The sequence below is a fragment of the Pseudothermotoga elfii DSM 9442 = NBRC 107921 genome, assembly GCF_000504085.1.
Classification (GTDB): Bacteria; Thermotogota; Thermotogae; order Thermotogales; family DSM-5069; genus Pseudothermotoga_B; species Pseudothermotoga_B elfii.
In genome coordinates this window covers 891,608-909,204 of sequence record NC_022792.1, presented here as the reverse complement: position 1 = coordinate 909,204, position 17,597 = coordinate 891,608, and the positions used below count along the sequence as shown (strand labels likewise).

General features: G+C 37.5%; 13 protein-coding genes. 5 read left to right on the top strand and 8 right to left on the bottom strand.

Features of this window, described 5'->3' with window-relative positions; all coding sequences use genetic code 11:
• Positions 1–3: 3 nt before the first annotated feature.
• A complete protein-coding gene (locus tag TEL01S_RS04480; protein ID WP_012002939.1) occupies positions 4–1,494 on the top strand; it encodes a TrkH family potassium uptake protein in 1,491 nt (496 codons plus the stop codon).
• Here TEL01S_RS04480 and TEL01S_RS04475 read toward each other — a convergent pair.
• The 5 genes from TEL01S_RS04475 to TEL01S_RS04455 all read right to left on the bottom strand — a co-directional run bounded on the left by TEL01S_RS04475 (position 1,459) and on the right by TEL01S_RS04455 (position 7,634).
• Positions 1,459–3,390, bottom strand: coding sequence for an outer membrane protein assembly factor BamB family protein (locus TEL01S_RS04475; protein WP_028843265.1), 1,932 nt, complete (start codon positions 3,388–3,390; stop codon positions 1,459–1,461). The genes TEL01S_RS04480 and TEL01S_RS04475 overlap by 36 nt on opposite strands.
• Before the next feature lie 32 nt (positions 3,391–3,422).
• The gene (locus TEL01S_RS04470) at positions 3,423–4,565 is read right to left on the bottom strand and encodes an MFS transporter (protein WP_051366173.1); all 1,143 of its coding nucleotides are present in this window, start codon (positions 4,563–4,565) and stop codon (positions 3,423–3,425) included.
• 135 nt (positions 4,566–4,700) lie between these two features.
• Positions 4,701–6,728 carry a ferrous iron transport protein B gene (gene feoB / locus TEL01S_RS04465; RefSeq protein WP_028843267.1) on the bottom strand — a complete coding sequence of 676 codons (2,028 nt, stop codon included), beginning with the start codon at positions 6,726–6,728 and terminating at the stop codon, positions 4,701–4,703.
• Positions 6,729–6,965 carry a FeoA family protein gene (locus TEL01S_RS04460; RefSeq protein WP_012002935.1) on the bottom strand — a complete coding sequence of 79 codons (237 nt, stop codon included), beginning with the start codon at positions 6,963–6,965 and terminating at the stop codon, positions 6,729–6,731.
• Between the two features lie 3 nt (positions 6,966–6,968).
• Complete coding sequence (locus TEL01S_RS04455) at positions 6,969–7,634, bottom strand: metal-dependent transcriptional regulator (protein ID WP_028843268.1); 666 nt, start codon at positions 7,632–7,634, stop codon at positions 6,969–6,971.
• Between the two features lie 127 nt (positions 7,635–7,761).
• On the opposite strand from TEL01S_RS04455, the gene moaA reads away from it, so the two are divergent.
• The 4 genes from moaA to TEL01S_RS10695 are packed head-to-tail and all read left to right on the top strand — an operon-like array spanning position 7,762 to position 12,473.
• A complete protein-coding gene (gene moaA, locus TEL01S_RS04450) occupies positions 7,762–8,691 on the top strand; it encodes a GTP 3',8-cyclase MoaA (RefSeq protein WP_028843269.1) in 930 nt (309 codons plus the stop codon).
• Between the two features lie 16 nt (positions 8,692–8,707).
• The gene (gene wecB, locus TEL01S_RS04445; protein WP_028843270.1) at positions 8,708–9,787 is read left to right on the top strand and encodes a non-hydrolyzing UDP-N-acetylglucosamine 2-epimerase; all 1,080 of its coding nucleotides are present in this window, start codon (positions 8,708–8,710) and stop codon (positions 9,785–9,787) included.
• A complete protein-coding gene (locus TEL01S_RS04440; RefSeq protein ID WP_012002931.1) occupies positions 9,784–10,851 on the top strand; it encodes a Gfo/Idh/MocA family protein in 1,068 nt (355 codons plus the stop codon). Before wecB ends, TEL01S_RS04440 begins: the two co-directional genes overlap by 4 nt.
• Positions 10,848–12,473, top strand: a complete 1,626-nt coding sequence (locus TEL01S_RS10695) for a sensor domain-containing diguanylate cyclase (RefSeq protein ID WP_051366170.1) — start codon at positions 10,848–10,850, stop codon at positions 12,471–12,473. Before TEL01S_RS04440 ends, TEL01S_RS10695 begins: the two co-directional genes overlap by 4 nt.
• On the opposite strand, the gene TEL01S_RS04430 is transcribed toward TEL01S_RS10695, so the two are convergent.
• From TEL01S_RS04430 to TEL01S_RS04420, 3 genes are read right to left on the bottom strand one after another with little or no spacing between them, the layout of a single operon-like run.
• Positions 12,470–14,983, bottom strand: a complete 2,514-nt coding sequence (locus tag TEL01S_RS04430) for an ATP-binding protein (protein ID WP_028843271.1) — start codon at positions 14,981–14,983, stop codon at positions 12,470–12,472. The two genes, TEL01S_RS10695 and TEL01S_RS04430, sit on opposite strands and share 4 nt — an antisense overlap.
• A complete protein-coding gene (locus tag TEL01S_RS04425; protein WP_012002928.1) occupies positions 14,980–15,603 on the bottom strand; it encodes a hypothetical protein in 624 nt (207 codons plus the stop codon). Before TEL01S_RS04425 ends, TEL01S_RS04430 begins: the two co-directional genes overlap by 4 nt.
• Positions 15,600–17,594, bottom strand: coding sequence for an alpha-amylase family protein (locus tag TEL01S_RS04420; protein WP_028843272.1), 1,995 nt, complete (start codon positions 17,592–17,594; stop codon positions 15,600–15,602). Before TEL01S_RS04420 ends, TEL01S_RS04425 begins: the two co-directional genes overlap by 4 nt.
• Between the last annotated feature and the right edge of the window lie 3 nt (positions 17,595–17,597).

The window sequence follows — 17,597 nt, the reverse complement described above, 5'->3', positions numbered from 1 at the left end:
AGAATGAACATTTATTCAAAAAAAAGTTATGCAATAGTATTTCGAGTCCTCAGCAGCTTACTTATCTTTTTCTCAGTAATTCTCCTGGTCCCACTCATATTTTCTATTTTTTACGGTGAATTTTTCAGAATTGCGTATGCTTTTTTTATAGCATCTGCAATCTCTATACTGCTGGCATATATCTTTCGCATACCAAAACGAGAAAAAACCGAAGCTATAACATCTAAGGAAGGGGCTTTAATAGTCCTTATGTCTTGGATTATCGTGATATTTTTGTCTTCACTCCCGTATTACCTTTCAAATACACTTACTATGTCTCAGGCAATTTTTGAAGCAACCAGCGGGTGGACAACTACTGGACTTACAATGATAACAGACGTTGAAAATACATCGAAATCACTTCTCGCCTGGAGGAGTATCACACAATTTCTCGGCGGCGCAGGATTTGCAATTATTGTCATGGGAGCTATAATTGGTCCAACGGGCCTTGGACTATATCAAGCAGAAGGAAGAATTGACAACATTGTCCCCAACATAAGATATTCTGCAAGAATAATAATGATTGCCTACACAGCCTATGCAATAGCAGGAATGATAGCACTCGTAATAGCAGGAATGAACTTTTTTGATGCTTTTAATCATTCACTAACTGCTCTTGCTACAGGAGGCTTTTCCACAAAAAACAGTAGTATTGGTTATTACAACAGTGAAATTATTGAAATTATAATAATGATTTTAATGTGGCTTGGAGCAACAGGATTTGGAATACATTATGTATTCTGGCTCAGAAATTGGAAAGCGCTCAGAAAAAATTATGAACCCAAACAGATGGCATTTTTCACGATTCTTGGGGTTACTATTGTTTCGCTCACTGGTATTAACAAGGTCTTTCCCGATACAAGCCAGGCTTTAAGACATGCATCATTTCAGGTAATATCAGCCCTTACCGGCACAGGATTCTCAACCGTTGATCTGAGCAAATGGTCAAATTTTCCAACAGGTATGTTTGTCCTGACAATTTTGATGCTTCTCGGTGGATGCATGGATTCAACATCAGGTGGAATAAAGCAATACCGAATCACGGTCTTGATAAAAGCAATTTATCTGGCTGTGAAAAAATTTCTCCTTCCAAGAGATGCAATTATTCAGGTCGAAATCTGGAAAGGGCATACGAAAAAGTACCTTGATGACACTCTCATTAGAGAAGCTTTCATAATTATTGGCCTTTATATGGTGTCTTATCTTACAGGTGTCCTCGTTCTAACTTCGCATAATTATACGCTCCAACAATCAATGTTTGAGGTGGCATCAGCGATAGCTGGAGTCGGCCTGTCCTGCGGAATAACAACTCCTGTAATGCCTGCGGGTGCTTTGTGGACACTCATAGTGGAAATGTTCCTTGGAAGATTGGAATTTCTGGTGGTAATATATGCAATTGCAAGAATCATAAGGGATTTATCATCTCGCCGTTTTTGCAAAAAAACAGCTGTTTAACGCATCCTTTAAATACATAGGCCATCCATCTGATGGCTCATCATCTATCTTATAAACTAAAATTCTGTCACTTGCTGGTATAAAAATGGTCCCATCTTCAAGCATGATTGCGTGATTTGTTGGAACACAGGGAAGTTGCTCTGTGTAAAGAACAGTAGAATCAATTTGAGAAACAATAACCATTTGTTGTGGCGTCAAAACGATCAATCCACCAGATCTGGTAACCACAACACTTACAGCTTCGTAGTCTTTTTTCCAGATGATTCTGCCAGAAAAATCTATAGCGTAAACGCCACCTGAATTGCTCAACGCAAACAGGAGTTTTTCACTACACACAATGTTTTTGAAAGGAATATCCTCACCGAGAGACCATAGAATTTTACCAGTTGATGGTTCAACAGAGTAAATTTTTCCTCCACTCAGGCAGAACAAATTTCTTTCATTTGCAATAACTTCACCAAATTTCCCGGATTCAAGAATAGTGAACCATTTCAAATTTCCAGAAAAATCCACCAGCCTGAGTATTCCAAGCCAATCAAGTGTAAAAATTCCGAATGTCTCATGTGAGATAGGAGGGCACACAAGCCAGGCACCTATGTTAAAGGACCACAGTAAATGGGCTGTATCGTTGAAATGATAAAGTGTGCCATTATCTGTTCCAGCACAAAATCCATACGGCGTTTGAGAGACAGAAATACTTACAGCAGAATCACTCCTCAGCTTATTCACTTTCTCTTTGACGAGATAGATACTACTGTCCCATGAGCCAATAGCAACCGCCCCATCTCTTAAAATGACTGGATCTGCCGTGGTTATAAAAGCAATTTTTGAAGATGAAACTTTCCAGTTGTTGCGGTTAATTGATATCAACTCTCCAGTTAATGTAGTGGAATATACATAATCACTGTCAGCAGTTATCGATGTGTTAATTGCAGCAGGTAATTTTACTTGTTGAATGAACTCGATATATTTTTTTTCTTCGGTTTCATTAGAGATTGCCTCAGGTTGTTTTACAGCTGTTGAGTGATCAGGAAGTAATATCGCAAATCTAGCTTTTGAAGAGAGAGTTTGTAGAACTTTCAGCGAAGAAGGAAGTACGTTTATGACCCTCACAGTACCTTCTGATGTAACGGCAAAGGCATAATTATCATATATTGCCATGGATTTGGCATTGATATGCAATTCATCAATTATTTTTAAAGTTTTGAGCGAAACAAGCTGAACCATGCCGTGAGAGTTAAGCAATAACAGGTTGTCTTTCACATCAAATACCTCTGTAATGCCACCTGAAATCTTTATTTCTTTTTCGTATGTTGGAACAGATTCTGCAATATTCATAACATAAAGTCTATCCTGAGTCCAGACAAACAAAAAATCCCCATCGCTTTGAACACCTTGAAAAGCACCTGAGGCTGACAACTCCCAGAATTTATTCATGTTTTGATTATAGGCAACTATTTTACCATTTGCGTGCAATATTACTATTCCACTTTTGCAGCTGGTTACCTTGCTTACTCTATCTGAAAATGTAAAATTCCGTTTTCTGCTTAGATCTTTATTCACTATTGTAAGCCGATAATCTGAAAAAATGTAAAGTTGATCCGAGAAAAATACCGCCTGGGAAATTTTATCGTTCAGCTGCAATGAACCAATTAGTTCCAGAGACGTGTTACGGATTTCAACACTCGTTTCATAGACAAAATATACTGATTCTCCCGAAGGAATGATCTTCACAGGTTTCTTCATCTCAGCAGAAAGAACACGTAATGGAACAAGCGGGACAGAAATATCATAAACTTCCAGGACATTTTCTGTTGAGACAAACAACATTTGCGCATAACAAACATTAACTATCATAATCAATATGCACGTCAGGATTTGAAATTTACATTTCACGAAAAAGCACCTCTAAGAACAATGATAACACGTCATGAACTATATCTGGGGTTAAAAGACAGCTTTTTATGAAGCAGGTAAGTCAGCAATGCGTTTAATGCATAGAAGATAGTGCTTATTAAAAGTAATTTTGTATAATCGGAACTTTCTTTCACTATATAACCGAATAACAATGCCGCAAGCGCCCTGGATGAATTGTTCAAAAGATTTCCTACACCATTTGTAAAAGAGACCATCTGCGCAGGTATATTTGAAAAAATCAGTACAGAAAAAATAGGATTGACCATGTTCATCAGCATGAACCGCAACGTATACAGAATGGAAAAAATGGTTTGCTCCCTCACAAAAGCTATAGAAATCATCAATGGCACTACAGATGTGTAACATACTAACAAAACTTTTGTCGGGCCAAAGCGCTTTTCAAGTATGTGATTTATAGCACCACCAGCACCTGTGGCTATCTGGGTAAACGCCATGATAAGACCTATAGAGGTTGTAGACATATTGAATAAATCATTCAAGATCAAATTGCCAAAATTTATGAACAGACCTGCTCCAAATCCAACCATCATGCTCGAAATAATGTAATACCAGAAAATATTTCTCTGAAATGGATTGAAAGATAATTTTTCTTTGTTTTGTTTTGCAGGAAGTGTTGGAATGGATTTTAAGGCTATTAAACTGGTTGCGTAGATCAAAGATGCTACAATTAGTGTTGAGCGTTCTGAAAACATGTCGCTCAGAACGCCTCCAGTGACATTGCCGAGAACACCCGCAATCATAGAAATTGAAAAATTTGACCCAAATAAAATGAATTTATTCTTATGTTTCTCTGACAAGATCATCGAAGCAGAAATAACAATCAAAATAGCAGAATACACAGCACCAGAAACAAAAGCACCGGCTATTTGCCAGATTGCCGAAATAGAAAGAGCGCGCATTAAAAGAACTGTACACTGAATTAATGAGAGCGTTATCAACATTTTCTTTTTATCTATCCTGTCAGCGAACAGCCCAAGGAGACTTCCAAGTACTGCGGCTCCCCATAAATTCGATGAAACAATTTCTCCAATGAGGAGGTTGCTTATTCTGTAATGCCTCAAAAAAAGATTGAAAACCACACTATACATTTGCATGGAAAAACTGCTAATAGCTGTGTATATATAAAATTGCACTCTGTACACTCCTTTTGTTCGCAATGCAAATTATAATGGTTGCTTGAAAGTATATGGTTTCAAAAATCGAACTGTTACATTTCATCATGAAAAAAACGCACCCGGCCAGGGTGCGCTAATAAGCCAGATGAAAGATTAAGCGAAAAACTTTCCTATCTGGTAGACCAAGGTTGAAATTAACCAGGCAAGAAATGTTGTGTAAAAGACAGTAAACCACGCCCACTTTTTACCTGCCTCTTGCCTTATGATAGCTACTGTTGCAGCGCATGGAACATAAATTAAGCTAAAAAGCATGAATGAATACGCTGAAAGGGGTGTAAAATACCCGGCCAGCACTGTCCTGAGAGCATCTTCTCCACCAAACAAGGTACCAAGTGTTCCCACCACAACTTCTTTTGCAAGAAAACCGAAAACAAGCGCAACACCTGCTTGCCAGAAACCAAAACCAGGTAGTTTTAGAATAGGTTCGACAAGCTTTCCTATATATCCAATTACGCTTTTCTCAGAAGCATATTCCACACCGAATGGCAAAGAACTGAGTAGCCACACTAACACAACTACACTAAATATTATTGTTCCAGCCTTTTTCAGAAACATACTACTTCGTTGCCAGACTCGAAGTAATACATAGCCAAGTCTCGGTAACCTGTAAATAGGTAACTCCATTATAAGTGGTGAAACCGTTGAGTTGAAAAAAGTAGCGCTGAAAAATTTCCCCACGGCAATGGCAACTACAATTCCTATAACATACATGGAAAATACAACGAGTGCCTGATGTTTCTGGAAAAAAACTGAAGCAAACAGGACATATATAGGTAAACGGGCCGAACATGACATTAGAGGGGTTATTAATATGGTCAAAATCCTGTCTTTTTCAGAATCAAGCGTCCGCGTTGCCATTATTGCCGGCACATTACAACCAAAGCCAAGCAGGAGAGGTATAAAGGATTTTCCGGGCAAACCAAGAAATTGCATAATTCTATCCATAACGAAAGCTGCTCTTGCCATGTAACCAATGTCTTCCAGAAGCCCTATCAGGAGATAGAGAATAACAATGTTTGGCAAGAAAACAAGCACAGATCCAACTCCACCTATAACTCCATCAACTAAAAACGATATGACTGTTGGGGAAGTATTTATCGATTCCAAATTTCTCGTTAAAAACTCTCCAAAATTCGTCATACCAGAATCTATAAAATCTGCCAGAAAACCGCCCACGGAAAAAACAAGCGTGAAAATAATATACATTATTACCAGGAATATTGGAATGCCAAGATATTTATTGATAATCAGTCTGTCTAATTTTGCCGTTAAAGACACAGATGCTTTTGTGTCGCTTTTTCTTAGAGCAACCGAATTGTATATTTCTCTTATTTTGCTGTATTTGCTATTTGCTATCAGTATATCTATATCTTCCCCTAAACTCTTCTGCAGATCTATGGTCTCCTGAAGAACTATCTTTTCTATTTCTTTTCTGATTCCTTCATCTTTTAAATTCAAAATCTTCAGCAAGCTCATATCACCAAGAAAAAGATTGATTGAAAGCCACCTGAGGTTGATTTCTTTTGTTTGATAAGTTTTGATCTTTTCCATTATTTTCGTTAAAGATGTTTCGATGGCATTCGGATACGTTACCAGCGGTTCTGATTTTCTGCGATATGAAGAATTTCGTAATTCATCAACCAGAATTGCTTTCAATTCTTCTATCCCTATCTTTTTCACCGCAACAGTCTTCACAACGGGGCAATTCAGGATCATACTCAATTTTTTCTCATCTATTAATATACCGTCCTTTTCGGCGATATCACTCATATTAAGAGCCACAACCAATTTTTGCCCCATTTCAATCAACTGAGTTAACAAATACATATTGCGTTCAAAATTCGAAGAGTCAATAACACAGATCACTAAATCTGGCCTCTCGTGTATGAGGAAGTCCACAGCGATTTTCTGATCTATAGAATCTGCCGTTAGAGAGTAAATACCGGGTAAATCAACTATCTTGATTTCCATGCCATCTTTATAAAATTTTCCTTCTTTTTTCTCAACAGTCACACCAGGCCAATTTCCAACACGTTGATTCGACCCCGTCAAAGCGTTAAACACTGATGTTTTCCCTGAGTTTGGATTTCCAGCAAGCGCTACTGTAAATCTTCCTGACATTCATTCACCTCCTGAAATCGGTGAAACATAAATCTTTTTTGACGCACCATACCCAAGAATTAGACGCATACCGTCTTTTTCAACAATAGTTGGATATCTCTCTCCGGAGGAAATAACTCTAACAGTTACTTTTGGAACAATGCCAACATCCATGAGTTTTTTTCTAATACCCCTACCCCCCTCAATGCAAATGACCTGAACAGTTTCAGAAGGTTTTGCCATATACAGGGGGAACATATCTTATACCTCCTCAACATAGATCATTTTCGCTTCATCTTTCCTTAGAGACAGATTGTACCCTTTAACGAGTACCTCTACTGGATCTCCAAGAGGTGCTATTCTCTCCACTCTCACAATCTCACCGGTGACAATTCCCATGGTCACAAGTCTTTGCTTCACGATCGACGGTCCCTCAATTCTTACAACACGACCCTGTTGTCCAGCACTTAAATCTGACAACTTCATGATTTGTTCACTCCTTCTAAATTCATGCTTTTTCGATTTTTTCCATTCTTGCAAGCATTCAGGATGTTGAAATTTCAGAAAATCAACAAAGTCTAAAAGCCTCTGGTAAGTTTCTGTGCTTATAAAATGCTCCATCTCACAGCTGTCCCTTGCTGCAATATCAGACCTCACACCAAGAATCTCCGAGAAAAAAGCAGCAATGTTTTTGTGTTTTTGATAGATTTCCTTAGCAGCCTGTAAACCTTTTTCTGTGAGTTCAATGTATCCGTACTTCTCATGCTCAACATAACCAGTTTTAATCAATTTATTGATAGCCTTATTTACCGAAGAAACTTTGTAACTGAAATAATCCATAAGATCTGTTACTCTGACAATTTTTTTCTTTGCTGAGAGCACGTAAATTGCTTCAAGATAATCTTCTAAACTTTGTGTTAGTTCCACATTGCATCACCTCTATATCTCAAGGTATAAAATATAGCCACAGCTATAATATCAAAAAAAATTTCAAAAGTCAATATTCAGCCAAAAAAGAAATGCATAGGTTATACTTATAAAATGAGGTGTTCAGATGCAGGATTTTTACGAACGCAATATAGATTATCTCAGATTATCCATTACAGACAGGTGCAATCACAGATGTTTCTACTGTACATGCAATAATTTGTTTTTGAAAGAAGAAAATTTGATGACATATGACGAAGTGAATTTAATCAGCCAATTTTTTTATGAACTCGGGATAAAATGTATCCGTATAACAGGCGGGGAACCTCTTCTGAGAAACGACGTTGTTAGAATAGTGAAAGCGCTTTCAAGCCGATTTACTGTGTCAATGACAACAAACGGCAGCAAACTCAGTCAGCTTGCAAAAGATTTGAAAGACGCCGGATTGCATTCTCTCAATATTAGCTTGAACAGTTTGAAACAGGAAACATTTTACAAAATAACTCACGCCAGATTAAAACCAGTCCTTGTCGGTATTGACAGAGCGATCGAGGAGAAAATGAATGTAAAATTGAACGTTGTTGTAAATCATATGAATTTTGATGAATTGCCAGATCTTGTCAAATATGCTTTTTCAAGAAGGATACCAATAAGGTTTATTGAGATGATGCCGATTGGAAAGCAAAACACGGGAGTAGTTTTTGAAAAGCAAATTTTAGAAAAATTGTCCGAATTAAACCTTTCACCTGTAGATATTAAACTTGGTTTTGGGCCAGCAAGATATTTCGTAACGAAAGATGGGAATTATATCGGCGTGATATCTGCTCTGAGCAAAGCTTTTTGCAATACGTGCAACAAATTGAGAGTTTCCTGTGATGGAAAACTCTATCCTTGTCTGGGATCTGACTTTTTTATTGATTTACTGGCGGCAGTACGAAAAAAAATTCCTGAAAGTGAGATATTAAACATGATTATTAAATCAGTTGAGAAAAAACCTTTTTCCCACAACATGATTGTCTCGCAGGTCAAAAACAAAATGAACAGGCTTGGTGGCTGATAGGAGGTATCTTTAAATGAAGTTTTGCTTTGTGTTTGGAACAAGACCTGAGGTTATAAAAATCGCGCCTGTCTATCTGTATTTTAAAAAAACCGGAGAAAAGGTCCTCAGCGTAGCAACAGCACAGCACCGTGAAATGATGGATATGATGGTAGATGTTTTTAAGATGCAACCTGATTATGATCTGAATATTATGAGTCATAATCAATCTTTAAACAGAATCGTTGCACTCATTATGGAAAAACTGGAACCAATTTTCATAAAAGAAAAACCAGATATTGTTTTTGTTCAGGGAGATACTACTACTGCTTTTACTTCAGCTTTGTGTGCTTTCCACCTTTCGATTCCAGTGGCTCACATAGAAGCAGGTTTGAGAAGTGGAAATTTGTTTGACCCATTTCCAGAAGAGTTGAATAGAAAATTAATAGATGTCACCAGTTCTTATATGTTTGCCCCAACAAAAAGAGCTATGCAGAATTTACTGAGCGAAGGCATCGAGAAAAAAAGAATTTTTGTTGTTGGAAACACAGTTGTCGATGCTTTGCAATTAATCAAAAGAAAACTTGATCTGACTTCACTCAGAAAAGATATAGTGAATTTCGATAAATACATACTTCTAACTTTGCACAGAAGAGAGAATATTGGTGAAAGAATGAGATCGATACTCAGAGCTGTGGCGTCTTTTGCTAAGGAGAATAAAATAGAGGTGATTTTCCCTGTTCACAAAAACCCGAAAGTCAGAGAAATAGTTAATCAGGAAGTGGGAAGTTGTGAAAATTTTCGATTAATTGAGCCGGTAGATTATTTTCATTTTCTATCGCTTTTAGATGGCGCAAAATTCGTTGTGACAGATTCTGGCGGGATTCAGGAAGAAGCGCCTTCTTTCGGAAAATTTGTGGTGGTTACGAGGGAAACCACCGAAAGACCGGAGCTGATAGAATCAAATATGGGAATACTGGCAGGAACCTGTTATGAAAAAGTCTATGCGGCCCTTGCGAAGGCAAATGGAATAACTCTGAATGATATAGCCAATCCATTTGGAGATGGAAAGGCATCGCAGAGAATACACAAAATAGTCAGGGGTGATAAACCTTGAAATTGAGAATGGGATTGATTGGATGCGGAAGAATCGCTTCAAAACACCTTGAAGCTGTTGTTCAAAACTCAGATATTGTTCAGATTTCGGCAGTCTGTGATGTTGTTCCTGAGAGGGCACAGAAAGCTTCACTTGAAATCAAAGACAAACTCGGGTACAAGCCAGAAATTTATATAAGATATGAAGAATTGCTCCAAAGGGACGATATAAATTTTGTAGCGATAGCAACGCCAAGTGGAACACATTATCAAATATCTGTCGATGCTCTTGAAATGGGAAAACATGTCCTTGTTGAAAAACCTATGGCTTTGAGTACAGATCATATGCAACATATGGTAGACCTTTCAAAGAAAAAAGGATTGAAGATTGGTGTGTGTTTTCAAAATAGATTTAATCCACCAGTTCAGGAATTAAGAAGAAAAATAGAATCAGGGTCATTTGGAAAAATCTTTTATGGAACCATAAATGTTCGCTGGAACAGAAAAGAAGAATATTATAAACAAGCGTCATGGAGAGGAACATGGGAACAAGATGGTGGCGCTTTGATGAATCAAAGTATTCATGGAATAGATCTGCTGCAATGGATGCTTGGAGGAAAGCCGAAAAGAGTTGTGGGGATTATAAAAAATTTGAATCACCCATATATAGAGGCTGAAGACCTCGGAATAGGCATAGTGGAATTTGAATCCGGAGCGGTAGGGATTGTAGAAGGGACTTCAAACATATATGACAGAAACCTGGAAGAAATCCTCAGTATTTTTGGAGAAAGAGGTACTGTGAAAATAGGCGGCGTGGCTGTAAATCGAATCTTGAGCTGGAGATTCGTGAATGAAGAAAACCATCCCTACATGAATCTACCGGATCCAGATACAGTTTATGGAAGCGGCCATGTTTCTCTCTATAGAGATTTTTGTGAAGCTCTGCTCTATAATCGCGAACCTTACATATCCGGAGAGGAAGGCAAAAAGGCTGTCGAGATAGTGCTGGCTCTCTATAAATCTTTTGTTGATGGAAAATGGGTGAGTTTACCTGTAGATTTCTCTACTGAAAAAATGAAAGGGTGAACAATCTGAAAAAATCAACTCAATGGACGCTGTTGATCCTGTTAAATGCTGTGATTTTATTTTTCTTTCGTTTTAATTTTCCAAATCTGACAGATATAATTTTTGTTGTTTATGCGGCTATTGCCTTTACTGTTGCTGAAAATCATCTTGATCTTATGATTTCTCTTTCCATTGTTTTGGCCCACGCAGTGTACACCGAAACAACCTTTTCACCACTCATAGTACCTCTCGGAATATTGCTTTCAGTCCGTAGATCTTCTCTGATAAATAAGATTCAGACCGCTTTGATATACTTTCCAATTTTTTCTATCTCGGTTTTGATAACATATAGGTTGCAAAACGAATATTTGAGGATGAGTATTTTAACAGCTCTGGTTCTAATCTGTCAGATATTCCTGGACAAAAAATTATCAATAATTACAGAAAGAATGCTTTACTCAATAACGCTTATCATAGTAAGCTCAGTTTTGGAGATTGCTGGGAATTTGCAAACAACTGTTCCGGCAATAGCCATCTATCCGGCTCTGTTTCTCATTTATTTGAGATTCTTGCAAATCCATTCAACAATGGATCAACAGAAAATTGAGCATCAAAAGCTCAGTAATTTTAGATCAAAACTCGCTACGATTATCAATCTAACTATGTCGGTTAACCAAAAAAGCACAATTGAACAGAGCTTATTTGAGCTTGCCAGCGCAATAAGTCATATTACTGGTTACAGATATGTATTGATAAACATATTGAACAGAGAAACCGGCTTCATAATGAGGATAGCCCATTATGGTTTGAATCAAAAAGAATTCGACAGACTTAAATCCAATCCACCAACAGTTGAATATATCTCAAAATTCATGCAGCAAAGATTCAAGGTGAGTAACTCTTACTTCATTCCTGAAGGAGCGCTTGATTTACCGGCAGAGTATGTGGCAGTACTCATTGATTCAAACGAATTTGAAAAACCAGACGCATGGAGACCACAGGATATGTTGATAATTCCCATATACAATCCTCACGGTGAGATTGTTGGCTACATATCTGTCGACGCTCCCGAACATGGGAGAAGACCTTCAGTAGAAGATATTCAAGTAATGGAATTGATCGCAAATCAAGCTTATAGACTACTTGAGAGATCAGAAGTTTATCAAAATATTGTGGTCAGGCGGTCTTACGATCCTCATACACTTTTGTTGAGCCATTCGGCGTTCCTTGGTTTACTCGAAACCGAAGCGAAAAATGGTGAAAACTTCGCCGTTGCAATTCTGGATATAGATGATCTAACAAAAATAAATATTCAACATGGCCATGAAACAGGAGATAGAATTATTGAAAAAATCGCTGACGTATTGAGAATGAGAGTGAGAAAATCAGATTTTGTCGCTCGTTATGGAGGTGGAGAATTCGCTATTTTACTCCGAAATGTTTCGAAATCTAAGTCACTCGAAATAATTGATAGAATACTCGACGAAATAAGACACATAGAGGATGCTATTAAAGTCACGGTAAGTGCAGGAATAGGAATTTTCCCTGAACACGGAAATAATTACCTCGAGGTAATCAACCACGCACTGAAAGCCCTTGAAGTTGCTAAGAAATCGGGAAAGGATCGGTTTATGGTACTCTAACTTGACAACTCCAGAACTGGTTCTATGCCAAAAAATTCAGGAATTCTCACATCACTTGTGAAAAGTATAATTTGTCTGTTTTGAGATTTCTCTTTCAATATATCTATGGCTGTGCGAAGTCTAATTTTGTCGAATCTAATAGGAAAATTGTCTATAATGAGTGGCAAATTCTCTGCGGGCTGCAATGTTTCGTAAAGTGCGAGTTTGTAACAAAAGGCTAACTGATCCTGTGATGCTTTACTCAGAGAACGGGTTACCTCCATGAAAGAACTTTTCACAAATAACTTTATCGAGAGATCTTTTTCCACATAAAGATCTTGCGCGAGCTCCGAAAAACGTGAAAAGAGGTCACACAACAACTTTGAAAATTTGTCTGCATAAGAGCCAGTAAGGATATCAAGCTCTCTTTCCAGAACATGTCTGATTTTAGCGAGCTGGATTCTCTGCCTTGAATAAGCCTTCTTTTCGACATTTTTAACAGAAAGATCATGCAATAAACCAACTATCTGTTCTGGATGGAACAAATTTGAAACCTGTAAGTTCACCTTGCTCAATTCTTTTATAATATACTCCATTTCATGTGATAATCTTTCTAAATTATCTTCAAGCTCTTCTTTTCTATTAACAAGATCAGCCAGAGAAGGTTCATCTGCAAGCAATGATGCAATGTTTCCATCCTTAAGGTATCCAATCATTCTCGTAAGATAATTCATCTTTTTCTCCAGCTCGTCAATCGTGTAATTTCTTTTAAACGCATCTTCTAATTCGCCAAGGTCCTGAAGGCCTATTCTATCGATGCTTGATTCAAGCTCAAGCCTGATGTCTGAAATCTGGTTTACTACTGATTCAATATCAGATCTTACCTTTTCTATCGATTGTTGCAAATTTGCCAGTACAACCTGATTTTTTTCCCAGACTTTGACCAATTCATTGAGCCTTATCAGGATACTAGGAACATCGTTTATATCTTTCGCACCGAATATTTCAAGCTCAGATACCACTTCTTTTTGATCTTCAGAGATCTTCTGGCGCAACTTTTCCATTTGATCTTTTTCAGATCTCCAACTTTGATATTTCTGATAGGCTTCTTTTAGCGCTTCTATGCTTTCCACATTGAAAGCTTTGAGAATTCTTTGAACAGCTGAATTTCTACGCTTTTCTATAGAACGCAATTCAAGTTGCAATTTTAATTTCTGTTCATCGTCATCTTCTAATTTTCTTATTGATCTAAAAAGAAGAAAAAATGCTATTACCGAACCAGTGGCGAGAGTTGCTGACGGATAAAACCAAAGAGAGCTCATCAGGAATCCAAATACAAGTAAAGATACAGCAGAAAAAGCCATAAGAATACTGAGCGTTCGAAGTAATTTTGTTCTGCTCTTACGCTTTAGCACCTCTTCTTCAATAAATTTTAATTTATTGTTGATTTGCTTGATCTCAAGTTCCACAGAAGTTGGAAATTCTGATTCAACAAGTCGAAGAACCTTATCACCCTCATTTTCAAAATTTTCCCACATAGATTGATATTCATTACTGTAATCTTTCAACTGATCTGCCTTACTCTCCAGCAGATTGTATCTCAATTCGATATTTTTTATTCTCAACTTTATTTTTTCAAGATCATCTTCCCAGACAAGATCTTTTTTTATTCGATCCAGCTGTTCTTGTATCTCTGTGCGCTGACTGGAAAGTTTTTCTAAGAGAGATTGAAGCTCCTGCAACTTCTGTTCATAAGATTCCAACCGCTCATTTAGCTTTATCACGTGATTATATTCCTCCAGTGAGATAACTGGCAAGTTTTTCTCCCTTTCGAGCTTTATCCTGAGAGATCTCAAATTTTCCTCTGCTTCTTTTTTGATTTTCTCAATTTCTTTATTGATCTGGTCCTGGATTTCTTTAATTTGATTTCTGATATCTCTTTCTGTTTCTTTTAAATTCTCAAGCCTTTCTTCTAAGTACAATCTATTTGCGTAAGCTGTGAAAAGAGATTCTCTTTTCTTTCTTAGTTCATGAACAGCTGATTCTATGGATTTTATCTGCTCATCTATATTTTTTAATGCCGCAAGCAATCTTTCTTCAAATAACGGGATTTTCTTCAACAGAGAATTTATCTTTTCAGCTTCTTCCAGCTTGCTCATTTTGTTTCTCAATTTTGCCACCACAACCTCGTCAACTTTCAGAAATTCGACATTGTCATCTTCATCTGAAAGCAAGCACAGTGATTCGAGATATTTTCTATCAACTACGGGATTATCCTGTAACTTCAATTCTCTATCAGGATCAATCAGAGATATTGAGCCACCGAACTTATCAAAATTCCATGGTTTGTATCGATGAAAATCTTCTTGAGGCAGTTCACTCAGCGCAGAGACAATAAATTTATACAATGTCGTTTTGCCGGATTCGTTCGGTCCAACCACAAGATTTATCCCATCGTGAAATTCGATCTTAAAGTCATGGAATTTACCAAATCCTTCTACATTTAGCTCTTTTATTTTCAGATTTCTCACCCCTCAATATCCATATCCATTAATCTAATTAACGAAACTGCTGCATCGCTGGAAAGATTCTCCAGAAGCCTTTTTTCAAGAGAATTTCCTGGATCTCTGCATTCAAATATAATTCTATTGCCAAACATTTTTGCCTGATCTGCCTCAGACTTAAAAATAAACCTGGTAAAAAAACCTATCTTACCTTCGCCTGGATCTTCCGGTCTTTCCAATTCTACCGGAACGCAGCCATTCAAGCCGCTTTCGATTATCAACTCTTGCCCATCTTCCTTCATAAGAAAAGATGGTTTGCTTGATATGACAGGATTAGAGATAGCATCCATAACAAACGGTTCATCGAGAAGATAAATATTTTCATTAAATTTAAGTCCTTTCAAAATGCTGTCACTTTGAGATATCTTCAAAGGAATTTCTTTTGGCACAAGCGAAAGCAAATGGAATATCTCTGCCGGAGTTGAAAGATCACCGAATAAATCAACGGCAATATGTTCATCTGCATTGTGTCTAAGAAATTCAAAGAATATCTCTCGTTTAAGCATAGTAACTTCTTTGTAATTCAAAGGAAACCCCGCATCTCTCGAATCAAAAATTCTAAGCGAGATTAAATAAAGTTTTTTCACGTTTTCACCACCAAGTTATAACTAACTTCATAAAGCGCAAAATCATATCCTTTTAGAGAGCACCGAATAATTTTATCGGCATTCTCTTCAAACCATTCACCATATCTCCAGGATCGTATTTTTGTTGCCGAGCTTACGTTGCATGTTTTCTCTAAATCTATCTCCATTGTTCTTTCATTAGCGTCAAGATTTGCAATGACAATAACGCCATTATGCTCATTCCAGTAAGAAATATTGGCAGTTTTACCATCCTGCCAACTCAGGTAAACAGGCCTGTAAACACCATGCAAAATCAAATCAGAAAACATATTTCTCAATTTGCTTAGTTCTGATAAAAATCCAACGATCTCCGAATCTTTCCAGTGAAGCACATAATGGTCAAAAAAGGCAAGCTTGCCCTGAAATTCATCTCCGCAAGCGAGAGTGAACCTACCACATGCATTGTTGTCCAGTCCGAGATTCATGGGCTGGGTTTCCTCAATTTCCTGACCAGAGTTGATCATAAATATCCCATTTGGAGCAAAACAACACAAAAATGGTATCAAAAACCTGTATTTACCATTATCTCTGGAAAATATTCTTGGCGTATCCGGTGTTTCTGCAGCGGCAATATAAGGTAATTCTACGCGCAGGGATTCAGACTGGATGAACTCATAGGCTTTATCTGGAATTCTTGGGAGCATCCACCAGCTATTCCCAATTATTGCATCATATCCGGATTCTCTGGCTTCCTTAGACCGGTGCATTTCAAGTTCTTCTGCGATGAAAACAAAGGATGGATCGTGATCTCTTGCATTCTTTATTATCAATTGCTGTAATTGATCCGGTAAGGCATGCCCCATATCCAGCCTGATACCATCTATTCCGTACTTTTTTTGAAAATGAGGGATAATAGATGCAATATAATTCCAGAGTTCTAAATTTGGAACTTTTCCCGGGAAATTGCTTGACTTTATTACATCAAAAAGCACATAGGGGGGGTGATCTGACCCAACTTTTCCCGATGCGGTGAATGGATGATCCATGTACAACCTCAGGAAAGTTACGTCATCCCACGTTGGTTGCGGATCATTTATCCAGTCCGAGAAACCTGGTGCTGTCATCATACCAAAATGCCTTATTATAGCTGGAATAAGGCTTTGATCAGTAATTTCCCGTCTGAGCTTATCCCATTTCTCAGGATCTGTTGTTTTGGGATCAAAGCAGAATTTTTTCAGATGATTTCTTATTTCAGGACGATCATACAATTTTTGCATAATTTCCTTTGTTGGCTGGCAGAAACCAAGTTCTGGAATAACAGGAGGAAGATAGTTAACAAGTTCATCAACTTTTATCCAGTAAAACCACTCCGGATGGTTCAGTATCAAATTGCAATCTCTTGCAGCAGTTCTTGGTATAAAATCCATTAAAACTCTTATACCCAGTATGTGACATGCTTCCACAAAAGCCAAAAACTCGTCTTCAACATTCCAGCCATCGAGAAGCGGATCATGGTACAGAGGATCAATTTTGAGAAAATCTTTTACAGAATAAGGTGAACCAATCTCACCTTTTCTGAACAGATTACTACTTTCGGTGATTGGCAGCAAATACAGAGTATTCACACCAAGTCTGTAAAAATGTGGAAGCAGGGCTATCATTTTCAAAAAAGTTCCCGATTCACGATAACCAAATATATCATCAACTTCAAATCTTCCAAATCCTTTGTGGTTATAAGCAGCAGTGCATCGTGGAAGGCAGGAATATACAATCGCACTTTTTATCCAGCTTCGATCTGTTATACCTTTCTGCAAACTCACAGATTTCGTATAATCAACACCGCTTTCCTTTTTCTCCAAGATCCATTGAATAACAGAATGAAAATACTGAGATGGTTCTACAAATGCCTTACCAGATTCTATTTTCACTTCTCCGCCGTAATCTTTTAAAAGCCATATTTTTGGAATGCAATAACCAGATTTTCCAGGTCTTATAGATATCTTTTCGATCATTTT